Source organism: Gluconobacter vitians, from assembly GCF_015244565.1.
Classification (GTDB): domain Bacteria; phylum Pseudomonadota; class Alphaproteobacteria; order Acetobacterales; family Acetobacteraceae; genus Gluconobacter; species Gluconobacter vitians.
This window is the reverse complement of sequence record NZ_JABCQG010000035.1, coordinates 1-12,066: the sequence shown is the minus strand read 5'-3', so window position 1 is coordinate 12,066 and position 12,066 is coordinate 1. Positions and strand designations below refer to the sequence as shown.

Annotated in this window: 10 protein-coding genes and 2 pseudogenes; 7 read left to right on the top strand and 5 right to left on the bottom strand. The window is 54.5% G+C overall.

Going from position 1 to position 12,066, the window contains the following annotated elements; all coding sequences use genetic code 11:
• From HKD24_RS14290 to HKD24_RS15670, 5 genes and pseudogenes are all read left to right on the top strand, one after another.
• A pseudogene (locus tag HKD24_RS14290) lies at positions 1 to 100 on the top strand (IS5-like element ISMex42 family transposase); the annotation flags it as partial.
• A gap of 20 nt (positions 101 to 120) precedes the next feature.
• A complete protein-coding gene (locus tag HKD24_RS14285) occupies positions 121 to 696 on the top strand; it encodes a cytochrome b (RefSeq protein ID WP_035374576.1) in 576 nt (191 codons plus the stop codon).
• Positions 697 to 733: 37 nt separating this feature from the next.
• Positions 734 to 1,105, top strand: coding sequence for an RcnB family protein (locus tag HKD24_RS14280; protein ID WP_194260858.1), 372 nt, complete (start codon positions 734 to 736; stop codon positions 1,103 to 1,105).
• Positions 1,106 to 1,241: 136 nt separating this feature from the next.
• Positions 1,242 to 1,607 (top strand): chromate transporter, encoded by a 366-nt coding sequence (locus HKD24_RS15675; RefSeq protein ID WP_228124456.1) that lies wholly within the window; start codon positions 1,242 to 1,244, stop codon positions 1,605 to 1,607.
• A 239-nt stretch (positions 1,608 to 1,846) separates the two neighbouring features.
• On the top strand, positions 1,847 to 2,473 hold the full coding sequence (locus tag HKD24_RS15670; protein ID WP_322783336.1) for a chromate transporter: 627 nt from the start codon (positions 1,847 to 1,849) through the stop codon (positions 2,471 to 2,473).
• A 164-nt stretch (positions 2,474 to 2,637) separates the two neighbouring features.
• On the opposite strand, the pseudogene HKD24_RS14270 reads toward HKD24_RS15670, so the two are convergent.
• The 5 genes and pseudogenes from HKD24_RS14270 to HKD24_RS14250 all read right to left on the bottom strand — a co-directional run bounded on the left by HKD24_RS14270 (position 2,638) and on the right by HKD24_RS14250 (position 10,125).
• Positions 2,638 to 3,962: pseudogene (locus HKD24_RS14270) on the bottom strand (sensor histidine kinase).
• The gene (locus HKD24_RS14265) at positions 3,959 to 4,627 is read right to left on the bottom strand and encodes a response regulator transcription factor (RefSeq protein WP_194260857.1); all 669 of its coding nucleotides are present in this window, start codon (positions 4,625 to 4,627) and stop codon (positions 3,959 to 3,961) included. The pseudogene HKD24_RS14270 and the gene HKD24_RS14265 overlap by 4 nt, the downstream one beginning before the upstream one ends.
• Complete coding sequence (locus HKD24_RS14260) at positions 4,624 to 7,701, bottom strand: efflux RND transporter permease subunit (protein ID WP_194260856.1); 3,078 nt, start codon at positions 7,699 to 7,701, stop codon at positions 4,624 to 4,626. Before HKD24_RS14260 ends, HKD24_RS14265 begins: the two co-directional genes overlap by 4 nt.
• 7 nt (positions 7,702 to 7,708) lie before the next feature.
• On the bottom strand, positions 7,709 to 8,905 hold the full coding sequence (locus tag HKD24_RS14255) for an efflux RND transporter periplasmic adaptor subunit (RefSeq protein WP_322783335.1): 1,197 nt from the start codon (positions 8,903 to 8,905) through the stop codon (positions 7,709 to 7,711).
• Positions 8,902 to 10,125, bottom strand: a complete 1,224-nt coding sequence (locus tag HKD24_RS14250; protein ID WP_228124455.1) for a TolC family protein — start codon at positions 10,123 to 10,125, stop codon at positions 8,902 to 8,904. The genes HKD24_RS14255 and HKD24_RS14250 overlap by 4 nt, the downstream gene beginning before the upstream one ends.
• Positions 10,126 to 10,622: 497 nt before the next feature.
• Here HKD24_RS14250 and mobC point away from each other — a divergent pair, with 497 nt between their 5' ends.
• Complete coding sequence (mobC, locus tag HKD24_RS14245) at positions 10,623 to 11,012, top strand: plasmid mobilization relaxosome protein MobC (RefSeq protein ID WP_194260854.1); 390 nt, start codon at positions 10,623 to 10,625, stop codon at positions 11,010 to 11,012.
• A gap of 22 nt (positions 11,013 to 11,034) precedes the next feature.
• Positions 11,035 to 11,526, top strand: coding sequence for a relaxase/mobilization nuclease domain-containing protein (locus tag HKD24_RS14240; RefSeq protein ID WP_228124453.1), 492 nt, complete (start codon positions 11,035 to 11,037; stop codon positions 11,524 to 11,526).
• The last annotated feature ends 540 nt before the right edge of the window (positions 11,527 to 12,066 follow it).

Sequence of the window (12,066 nt, the reverse complement as noted above, 5' to 3'; positions counted from 1 at the left end):
CAAGGAGTGGCGTGCAGTCGCGACCAGATACGAAAAAACAGCGGCGTCATTCCTTGCCGTCATACACATCGCTGCCGCTGCAGACTGGATCAAGTGCTAACAGGCCCTAGGAGGAGGCGCATGCTGGATATCAGGCATACCCAGCGCTATGACTGGCCGACGATTGCCTTTCACTGGGCAACCGCCTTTCTGGTGCTGTTTCAGTTTGCTCTTGGCGAAAGCTGGGGTTGGCCTGCAAAACCAGTTCATCATCTGATGGTCGTTGCGCATCTGACAGCAGGCATCCTGTTGACGGCCATCATGGGGTTCCGCATTGCCTGGCGCCTGACGAAAGGCCGTCAGTTGTCATACCTTCTGAGGCCGCTCGACCGTTGCTTTGTCATGAGCGTGGAATATACGCTCTATGTGCTGCTTCTGGCTGAGATCGTTCTTGGCTACCTCTGGCGATGGGGAGCGGGACAGGCCATGAGTTTTTTTGGCTTCCTGATACCCTCACCATTTACCCGCTTCCCGGCTGCGCTACTTCATTGGATTCAAACCATCCATCACTGGAATGCATGGTTGGTTGTCGCGATTGCAACAGGCCATGGTATGGCGGCGGTGTTCCATCAGGTTATTCTGAAAGACGGGGTTTTAGACCGTATGATGCTGCATGGAGATCAACGCGCCAATCCTCTGTTCACACAAAAGCCGTAAGGCCGTGCTTTCTTCATGAGCCTCATAGGAGGTGCCTATGACAAAACGATTCACGATAGCTCTCCTGTCAGTCAGTCTTTTTATGACCTGTTCCTCTGCTTATGCAGCCCCTCCCTGGGCACGTGGAGTGCATGACCATCACGATAAGGGTCATGGCTATGGCCACATGAAACATTGGCGGAGAGGCGACTATTATTCCGGCCCGCGTGAGCAGCGCTGGATGGTCAGTGACTGGCGAGGACGGCGGGGGCTCTGGGCTCCCCCTGTAGGTTATTATTGGATCCAGTCAGGCGAACAGTATCTTCTGATGGCTGCAGCAACCAGTCTTATCGCAGGGGTTGTCGCTGCTACTGTTGGTTCCGAAGCGCCAACCTACCCGACAGCACCAGGTTATGCTTCGCCTTATTAAGGGAGAAATGATTACCATTCCTCGCAGACTTATGCAGACTTTTTGTGATTGCAGGAGTCGATCTGTTGGCATAGCGTTCTTAAAATGCGTACGATACCTGCCTTGAACCTGTCCGGAATTTAAAGGGCTCACCCCGATGACCACCGCGCCCTGCAGTCGAGCGCCAGAACGTCAACGAACGGCCACCGCATGGGAAGTTCTGTTTATTTTCCTCCGGCTGGGCGTGACCTGCTTTGGCGGACCGATCGCGCATATCGGGTATTTCCGCAATAAGTTTGTCGTCCGACGCCGGTGGCTTGATGAGCGCGCCTATGCGGATCTTGTAGGGCTCTGCCAGTTTCTGCCCGGTCCGGCGAGCAGCCAAGTGGGGTTTTCTATTGGTCTGATGCGGGCCGGCTATCTTGGCGGCGTCGCCGCGTGGATCGGCTTTACTCTGCCTTCGGCATTCGTCCTTGTTCTCTTCGCCTATGGCGCGAGTGCACGCACTCAGGGGGCCGATTGACCTCGGTCTTTTGCATGGATTGAAACTCGTCGCCGTGGCCATAGTCGCACAGGCCGTGTGGGGCATGGCGCGAACGCTGTGTCCGGATCGGATCCGCGGTTCCATCGCGGTGATAGCTGCGCTCACCATTCTTCTCATTACCTCGCCTTTTGCCCAGATCGGCGCTATTGCCATCGGCGGCATTATCGGCCTGCGGTTCTGTCGCGCTATTTGCCCCATCGGACAGCGGACATGTCACCGTGCCCGTATCGCGCCGTGTTGGGGCGGCTGCACTTCTGGTCTTTGTAATGTTGCTCTTTGCTCTCCCTATCCTTGGACGCCATGGCGCACCCGGAGGATTTTCACTGTTCAATGCCTTCTACCAGTCTGGCGCGCTCGTGTTTGGCGGCGGTCATGTGGTGCTGCCATTATTACAAGAAGCTTTTGTGATACCAGGTTTCGTCAGTAATGACGCTTTTCTTGCCGGCTATGGCGCAGCACAGGCAGTTCCGGGACCGCTCTTTACGTTTGCTGCCTATCTCGGTGTGATCGTCAAACTCCCACCCCACGGTGTAGCGGGTGCCTTCCTTGCCTTGCTTTGTATCTTTCTGCCTGGGATCCTCATCCTCATCGGTGTATTGCCCTTCTGGGATTCCTTCGGTAGTCGTCCTGCAGCGCAGGCGGTCATGCGTGGTGTCAATGCAAGTGTTGTCGGCCTGCTGGGCGCGGCATTGTACACACCTGTCTGGACGAGTGCCGTCAAGTCATCAGGCGATTTTGGACTTGTCCTTGTCGGCTTCGCTCTGCTGACACTCTGGCGAGCGCCACCAATGGTCGTCGTTGTTCTCAGTGCAGTGGGAGGAATCGTTCTGGGGCAAATAGCGTAGTGAAAAACTGGACATGGAATTTGGTCAACATGGAATGCACGACGTGGACGCTTCGACGTCGTGTATTCCGAAATGCAACGTCTCAGCGGACGCGAACTGTTTAGTCCCAGGATCTGATGGATAGAGCGTCAGAGTTCCTGGTCCGCTCAGACGTAATCTTTGATCTAACTGACCTGCAATCGCACTGTCACTAGGACGCCTCTGTCCGTTCCAGGTATAGGCGAACTCACCACCATGTCGGCATGCAGTTGCTGAGCTATCTGTCGCGCAATCGCCATGCCGAGGCCGCTGCCTTCGGCATCGGTCTTTCCTCTGACGAAAGGCTTTTCCATATCCCGCAAAATTTCAGATGGCAGATGTTCGCAATCATTGCAGATCAGGACTTTATGATCTTGCGTGATGATCACACTGACGGCTTGCGCAGATGAACCATGAAGAACGGCGTTTTCGAGAAGATTGCGAAACAGGATACCTGTTGCATCCATATCGCCCAGGATCATGAGATGAGATGCTCCAGAAAATTCAATCGTCTGGTTTTTTCCCGCTCCAGTTCTTCTGCCAGAAATCGAATGACAGGCACCAGATCGAACATGTTCCCTGTCAGTGCGATCCCTGATGTCGCTCGTGAAAGCTGAAGCAGCTTTTCCATCATCCGGCCAATTCTGCGGGCCTGCTGCATGATGATCGTTGCACGCTCTTCATAGTCCGACCCTACAAGTAAATTTCTGAGAACCTGAACCTGCGCAAGAAGCGCTCCTACTGGATTGCGCAACTCATGGGCCGCGTTGGCCGCAAAAGCGCGCTCTGTCGAAAGCGCCATTTTCAGACGTTCAAGCAGAAGATTGACGGCCGAGTGAATGGACACCAGTTCTTCGGGGAGATCCAATGGGGGAACGGGGGCCAGATTCGATCCTCCCCGGCTCCTGATTTCCTGCTGAAGGCTGGTCAGAGGACGCATGGCGCGACGGACACGCCAGCGGACCAGAACCCAGATCGCCGGGAAAAATATTACCATTGGCAGAACTGAAATCAGAATAGCCCGCCTGACAGCTTCATTTCTGTGAAAAGTCGGCTCACCCACCAGAATGTAATGGCGACCAGACGCTGATGGTACGACATACACTCTGAATAATGAGATGTTGTAAAATCCTGACTTCAGACGTGGTACGAATAGCGTCTCCGGCGCATTCTGTGACCTGACCTCAAGGCGACCGTCCGGTGTGGTGATCTGGTAGGCCAGCGTTCGCCGGTTCACCCCGGGGAGTTGCGCAATCTGACCACCTGGGGTGGCGGAAGCCTTGTCGGTTTTGTCCAGTTCACTGATGACAAACTCCAGACGCTCGGCCACTTCCTGTAACGAGTTGTCAAGACGCTCCGTAACTTCATATCGGGTAAAGGCCGCAACAAGAATACTGAGAAGCACCAGTGCGCCAAGCACGATGATCAGTGTTCCGGACACGATACGGGACGCCAGACTCCAGCGCTTCATCGGGACGTGTTCTCCGCGAGACAATAGCCTCTACCCCTGACTGTCATGATCAGACCAGGTCCGGTTTTCTTCCTTATCCTACTGACGAAAACTTCAATGGCGTTGCTTTCCACATCGTCACTAAGACCATAAAGGGCGTCTTCAATCTGCTCACGACTGCAGACTGCTCCAGGCCGGCGTGCAAGAAGTTCGACAATAGCCCATTCACGCGCAGACAGATCAACCTTCTGGTAATTGCGTTCAAGCTGACGGCGCGCGAGGTCGATCCTGATAGTGCCCACCATGACCACATTGTCTGGAAGGGCCGCGTAACGCCTGGCAACAGCGTCGATACGGGCAACGAGTTCGTCGAGATCATAAGGTTTGACAATATAATCATCCGCGCCTTCTGACAGCCCCGCGATTCTGTCACTGACCTGATCCTGAGCTGTCGTGATCAGGATGGCCAAAGATGAACAGTCCCGCCGGATTTCCCGTAGCAGATCCCGACCATTACCGTCTGGAAGACCAAGATCCAGCAGTAGGAAATCATAAGAAGAGGCAATAAGGGCTGCCCGGGCATCTGTCAGGGTTTTGAACCAGTCGACGACATGTCCGGCCTGGCGCACGCGGTCTCTTACTGCCGAGCCCAGAGCGGGCTCGTCTTCGATAATCAGGATTTTCATGCGATGCGATTTTTCATGATACGCGCGTAGAGGGAGGGCAGCACAAGCAGGGTCAGGAGTGTCGAGGAGATCAGACCACCAATGACGACGGTCGCCAGAGGGCGTTCAACTTCGGCACCGGCACTGGTCGAGACTGCCATGGGAATGAAACCAAGACTGGCGACCAGAGCTGTCGCCATGACCGGCCGGAAACGTTCTTCCGCGGCGTCATACGCGGCACGAGCAGCATCCCGGCCCGCCACGCGCAGGGAATTAATGGCGGTGATGAGTACCACGCCATTCAGAACCGCCACACCGAACAGCGCAATAAAACCGATCCCCGCGGAGACGCTGAATGGCAGGCCACGCAGAGCGAGGGCCAGGATGCCACCTGTCGCGGCAACTGGCAGATTGACGAAAACAAGCCCGGCCAGCCAGACGGAATTCAGCGCAACGACAAGCAGGGCAAAAATCAATACCAATGCAATCGGCACGACAACTCCCAGGCGTGCCATGGCTGACTTCAGGTTCTGGAACTGACCCGCCCACACGATGCGATAACCGGGAGGCATGGTAATTTTTCTGCTGACTGCCTTCTGTGCTTCGGCAACAAAGGAGCTGAGGTCTCGCCCACGAACATTGGCCTGCACGATCAGACGACGGCGGATATTATCCCGGCTGATACGGGGAGGACCGTCCTGTAGCGTGACCTCCGCGATCTCTGAAAGCAGGACCGCTCCTCGGCCATCGGCGCGGCGGACTCTCAGGCGGGCGATCTGGTCACGTGTGCCTGCCTGGGCGGGATCGAAACGGACCTGCGTGCTGATCAGTGCGTTACCGACTGTGACGGGCCGTCCAATATGACCGCCGACCGCTTCAACTACGTTCAGAAGTTCCTGCTGGGAAATACCCAGCCGCGCCGCCTTTCGACGATCAATGTCGATATGGACGAACGAAACGGTGCCGTCTCCCTGTGGAGCCACGTCAGCCGCACCGGGAATGGTTTTCATGACACTCGCTACCCTGTCCCCCAGCCGCGCCAGCGTAGCGAGATCATCCCCATAGATCGAAACGGCAATCTGGGTCCTGACACCGGACAGGAGGTCATCCATCCGCATCTGCACTGGCTGGCTCCATGACTGCTCCATTCCGGGCAGTTCAGTGCTCAGCACCTGACTCATCGCCGTAACGAGCCCCTCCTGCGTATGCGCCGTGGTCCACTGTGATGGTGGCCTCAGAAAAATGAAACTGTCTGTCTCGTTAACGCCCATCGGATCAGTCGGAATGGCTGATGTTCCTGTATTGCTCACAACGCTGGTGACCTCGGGAAAGCGACGCAGGATACGCTCCTGAAGGTTGACCTCCTTCAAAGCCTCGGGCAGCGAAATGCTGGGCAGTCGTGTCGTAGTTACCGTCAGGGCCCCTTCGTCGAGAGACGGAATGAACTCGCCACCCAGATGCAGACCGATCCAGACAGAAAAAGCAAAAATCGCGAAAGTTGTGCCAAACAGGGTCCGTGGTCGGTTTTCACACCAGTTAAGCACAGGACCATAACCACGACGAAGAAAAGCAACCAGACGGGTATCGTCATGATGACTTGCAGACCTCATCGCCAAAGCCGCAATCACCGGTATCCCGACAACACAGTAAAACAGAGAGGCCAACAGCGCCATGATGACCGTCTGCGCCATGGGGCGGAACATTTTGCCTTCGATATCCTGCAATGTCAGGATCGGCAGGTAGACCATCACAATGACAAGAATGCCGAAACTTACGGGACGGAGTACTTCGGTTGCTGCTGAGACTGCGAGAGAAGCCGGCGACGTATTCTGTCCACTGGCCCGGTCACGAGCACGATGGGTCATGAGATTTTCGACCACGACGAGGGAACTATCGACGATCATGCCGAAGTCGATGGCGCCAAGACTGAGCAGATTGGCGGAAATTCCGAACCAGCGCATTCCAGTCATGGCACAGACGAGCGCAAACGGGATGACAGACGCGATAACCAGGGACGCCCGCCAGTCACCGATCACCACGATCAGAACACTGATGACCAAGAGTGCTCCAACGACAAGATTTTCCTTCACGGTCCTGATGGTGCTGTCTGTCAGCGTCGAACGCACATAATAAGGGTCAAGCGTCACACCTTTAGGGAGAGATTGACGAATGCCGGGAAGTGCTGCTTCGATGGCAGCTAAGGTGGTGTCGGAACTCGCTCCCATGCGCATCATGATGACGCCAATGACAACCTCGCCCTGACCATCACGCGTGACAGCACCAAGTCGTGTTCTCGGTCCCATGGAAATGTGCCCGACATCCCGCAGAAAAATGGCGGAACCGTTGGTGTTGGTCCGGACGGGAATGGACCCAAAGTCATCAAGTGAACCGATCAGGCCGCGTCCGACAACGATTTGCTGTTCTTCACCATGCTCAATCCATCCACCTCCTGATGCGGAGTTATTGCCATCCACCGCCCGGAAGACGTCATCAACTGACACACCCAGTGCCATAAGGCGGGCCTGATCGAGAGCGACCTGAAATGTCTGTTCGGCACCGCCGTTCACGTTGACGTCCACGACGCCTGGAACCAGTTTCAACTGCGGCGCGACAGTCCATGTCATCAGACGGTTCAGATCCATCAGCGAATAACTGTCGCCTTTGATCTGCAACTGCATGATTTCACCAAGGCCTGTAGCGAGTGGCCCGATATTCACACTGACTCCCGGCACAGATATCGTGCCTCTGGCCTGCTGAATCCGTTCTTCCACACGGGCACGGTCAAGATTGATGTCCGTCTCATCCGCGAACTGGATGTAAACGACCGAGACTCCTGAACGGGAGACCGACCGGAGATCTGTCATCTCCGGGATGCCGGCCATACTGGCCTCGATCGGAAAGGTGATCAGCCGTTCGACTTCTTCCGTAGCGAGGCCCGGAGCAACAACAGAAACGAGCACCTGCCGGGGCGAAATGTCGGGCACGGCTTCCACGGGAAGGCCACGCACGATCATACACCCGGCGATGAACGTCAGGCAGATTACCCCAAGGACCAGCCAGCGTCGGGTCTGCAGGGCGGAGAGAACGCTACGCATGACGCTCTCAGTCTCCATCATTCATATCTGACACCAGCATCACCGCCTTCAGGGCGAATGCGCCTTGCGTTACGATCCGCTCACCTGCGGAGAGGCCAGAGGTAATGACTTTCTGTCCATTGCCCGTAACACCAACATGCACTTCCTGTGGTCGAAACCGGTTTGAACTCACCGGCACAAACACAGTGCTTACGCCGTTGATTTCTGTGACAGCGTTCTCCGGCACAATGATGCCTGCCGTCTTTTCGCGTGTTGGCAGATGGGTATTGAGGAACATGCCTGGATGAAGACTGCCATCTGGATTGGAGGCCGTGCTTATGACGCGGACGAGGCCTGTGACCGGATCCGCCATGCTCCCTACTGAAGTTATTTTCGATTTCAGTAATGTCGTCCCTGTGTCCGATGTGAGTTCGGCGGTCTGCTCGCCGCCCTGGACCACCTGAGCGGCATCCTGAGGCAGGATGTCAGAAACAATCCATACAGATGACATGTCTGTCAGGCCTATCAGTTCCGTCGCAGGGGAAATGTCGTCAGCAACGCCAACGAACACACTCTGTACTTCTGCTGTGGTCGGCGCAATGATTGACGATGTCTCGTCCAGCGGACTGGTCTGGGCTTTATCTGATTCCGTAACGGAGTTGTATTCTTCTTCAAGTTGATGCTTCAGCGTATCTACATCAGCCTGTCGGGCTATAACATCGTCTTTTGCTGCCTGGAATACGGCCAGGCGACGCCTGGTCTCTCCTGCTGCAACTGTTGTTCCTTCCAGTTCATGCCCCCGGTGATAGGCTGACGCTGCATTCTGAGAGGCCGCATACGCTGTCGTCAGTGCCGCCTGTGCTCTTGTCATTTCAAGGCGGACCAGATGTAATGAATGATCCTGATAGGTAAGAAGCGTCTCTCCTTTGTGCACATGCTGACCAGGTACCACAGCAACATTCAGAACTTTACCGGACCCTGCCGGGTGAATACGGACGACATGCCCCGCCTCGGCTGTGACGGTTCCCATTGCATCCAGATTTTTTGCGAGTGTACCACTCCTTGCGATCGAGATTACCAGAGCAGAATTCTTCTGCGCCGCCTCTCCCATTACAACAGTCGACGCACTGTCAGCGGCTCGTGCAGGCGACTCAGTAATACGAAAAACAATCATGATACAGAGTAAATATTTCCAGTCTTTCATGGAGGCAGATGAAGTAGTCACTGGAATTCTCCTGCGGCGATCAATGTTCGTATGATGGCAGCGTCCCAGGCAACTTCCGCCTGATTGCGGAGCTGCAAAGCACTGCTGGCAGCGGATCTGGCTCGTAACAGTTCGACCAATGATGTCTCACCGACCTGCCATGATCGATTCATCTCATTTGCGCGCCTGTTCATATTCTCGGCGGACAGAACAGAATTTCTGAACATATCTTTCGTGGCTGTCAGATGAGAAAAAACCTGAGCAAGTTCCTGCCTGACGTTGCGGCGAGCCTGCTGCTCCTGACTGATAGCCGCTGCCAGCTTGTTGCGGGCGTCCGTTTCCATGGGGACGTTGCGGACATCGCTGGGAAGCGGGATGGAAACTGTTACCCCCACGCGGTCGCCCCACGGGCTGCCATACTGTTTTTCGTGAATTGCAGCTACGCCAACTTCAGGGTTCGGCATGAAGGAGGCTTTGGCGAGATGCACGCCAGCTTCCGCTGTACGCACGGCCTGACGGGCGGCTCTGACGCGAGGGTCATTATTTTCGAGAGCTTCGGCAGAGAAGAGTCCGTCATGCGCTAACGCCACATTGTCAAAAGAGAGGATATCGGGGACGGTCGGGCGACCCAGCAAGATACGAAGCGCTGAGGTCGCTGTCTCGACCCGCTCTTCAGACTGGGAATATTCATCGGCTGCATTTGCGATTTCAGAAGCGATGATCTGCTGATCGGCAAGAGTCACCTCCCCGATGTGCTTCCCATGGATTACTGAGGCCCGGATTTTTTCCAGTGTGTCTTTCTGGATGCGTGCGATTGCCAGTCGGCGCTGAGCCATAACGACGTTGGCTGATGTATCCAGAACTCTCATGGCCACCGCCATTCGCGCCACATGCAGCCGTTCCTGGATGGTAAGCGCTTCTGCTCTAGCAACTCCCACAGTTGCGCTACCTTGTCCAGGAAGCCAAAAAGGAACAGACACACCACCCTGGTAGGTTGTGTATCCTTCGTTACTACCTATGGCATGGTCATCAAAATACTGGCCTGACACAGTTGGACCACCAGCAAACCACGACCTAGCAGCCACAGCCCGTCTTGATGCCGAGTGATAATTTGTAGTCAATTCATTGCGATCAGGATCAATAGACCAGGCATCTTCTACGGCCTGAGTAAATGTGAAATTCTCGGCTTTCACTTCTGAAGCAAACCCAAAAGAAGCTAAGAAAAACAGAAAAACAAACAAGATATGACATATATCAGCTTCTACGATACATATGATCGTTAGTTTTGACCTAAATTTTACAGCCAGAGAATCGATACTTTGACCACACATAAAATTCCGCCGATTGTATGTTTCATCATGAGAAAGGACTGCGATAGAATTGTTATTATAGCAGATGAAGCTGACAACTCCCTGAACGGCTATACCGATTACCTGATTGAGAATTCACGGATATCCACAATGCCTATTTGTGGGAGATCACCACTACAACAGCTTTTTTCAATCATACCAGTAGTGACCCGACCGCGAAGACCCAATTTTTGAGCTACTGCTATTATATCCACTTTTTTCGTTTTCGCTTCTTGCATAAAAACAAAAACGGGAAATCGGGCATCTCGATAGGTTATCTTTAAGAGGAGCCAGCAGTGTCAAATGGCTACCCGTTCCGGGTCCATTCGACAGCTGGCAAGGGGAAGAAATCTCCCCCGTTGACCCCCTCTTAAGCAAGGAGACCAAGTATGCCTATACCTCGAACATCTCGTCTTTCCGTCAGAGCATCCCCAGATGAGTTGATGCGCTGGAACCATATCGCTCGCTCTCATAGCCATGCTACAACAGCCCACTGGATACGTTCTCTGCTGACCAGTGCAGAACTGTCTGACCATGATGGCCGACCTGTTCCCGAGGAACTGCGCGGAATACGCCATCAGCGTTCCCGGATCGGCAACAACCTTAATCAATTAGCCCGTTCTGCAAATTGCGAGGATGCCGTCCGGTGCGGATGTGTGCTCGACGATCTTGACACGCTGATCTGTCAGCTCGACCAGATACTGTCACGATCACGCAAAAGCCCTTCCATTCGGCCAGCCCGTCGCCGGTGCGATGAAGCTCACATGACGCGTCATTGAAAGTCCTGTGAGAGCATGACCCATGATCGTCAAGGAAAGTAGGATCACAACAAAGAGCGGAGCCGGTGCCATTGCTCGGCATGTTCTGCATGGCGCTAAGAATGAAGCCATTAAAGTTCTGTCTGGATCTGAATGGCTTCTGCATGACCATATGCGCAAAGCCAACCGCGAAGGGCTAAAATACGGTCTCCGTCATATCGCCTTCAATCCAGATGAAGCCATGACCGATGAACAGCTTTCAGCCTTTGCCCGTCATCTGTGTGACGAACTCCACGCAGACCCCGAACACCTTACCCTTGTCATCCACCAGAAGGACGGAAGCACCCATGGTCACCTGATCCTGCCAGAGTGGCAACAGGATCATGTTCTGGAAAGCCGGTTCACATGGATGCGCATGGAAAAAGTCGCGCGCCTTGAAGAAATCCGGTTGGGGCACAAACTGGTGGCTGGTCGACATGACAGGGCTATTGCCAAAGCCTTGCGCAAGGAATGTCGTCACAGTGAAGCGGAATAGGTCGATGCGCTCGTTCCCGTTTCTCATGATGCAAAACCCCGCGCTGCCTATACATCCGAGGCGCGACGTATCACCGAACGGCAAGGACTTGATCTTCCAGTTCTGAAAAAGCTGGTCACGTCCCTCTGGTCGCAATCAGACGGGTTAAAGGCTTTCCGGGCCGCCCTGAAAGACCACTCCCTGATACTGCGTGAAGGCGACCGTAAAGAGACACGACCGGGCGCTCATATTATCGAAACCAGTAATGGCCTTCTGGTAGGAAGCTTTACCCGCCTGGCAAAAGTCAAAGCAGCAGACTTTCGAAAACTACTTTCAGAAGAGCACAGTCAAACCGAACATGAACTCAACATCCAGAGCACACGCTTGTCGATCCGCCGAACGACCGCAGACTTTTATAATGAATACCCCATTCCCAAACCATCTGACACTCAGCTAGGGCCTGTTAGATCTTGAATTTCTTCCCATATTGTAGGGATGGAAGAAGGAGACAGAACAGGCACCTTTACGGACGAGACATGGGCGATCTGGGAACCTCTGATT

Excerpts from the sequence above, each read along its gene's own strand:
- HKD24_RS14240 (WP_228124453.1), top strand. The coding sequence starts at position 11,035 with ATGATCGTCAAGGAAAGTAGGATCACAACAAAGAGCGGAGCCGGTGCC.
- HKD24_RS14285 (WP_035374576.1), top strand. The coding sequence starts at position 121 with ATGCTGGATATCAGGCATACCCAGCGCTATGACTGGCCGACGATTGCC.
- HKD24_RS14280 (WP_194260858.1), top strand. The coding sequence starts at position 734 with ATGACAAAACGATTCACGATAGCTCTCCTGTCAGTCAGTCTTTTTATG.
- HKD24_RS15675 (WP_228124456.1), top strand. The coding sequence starts at position 1,242 with ATGACCACCGCGCCCTGCAGTCGAGCGCCAGAACGTCAACGAACGGCC.
- HKD24_RS14265 (WP_194260857.1), bottom strand. The coding sequence starts at position 4,627 with ATGAAAATCCTGATTATCGAAGACGAGCCCGCTCTGGGCTCGGCAGTA.
- mobC (WP_194260854.1), top strand. The coding sequence starts at position 10,623 with ATGCCTATACCTCGAACATCTCGTCTTTCCGTCAGAGCATCCCCAGAT.
- HKD24_RS14260 (WP_194260856.1), bottom strand. The coding sequence starts at position 7,701 with ATGCGTAGCGTTCTCTCCGCCCTGCAGACCCGACGCTGGCTGGTCCTT.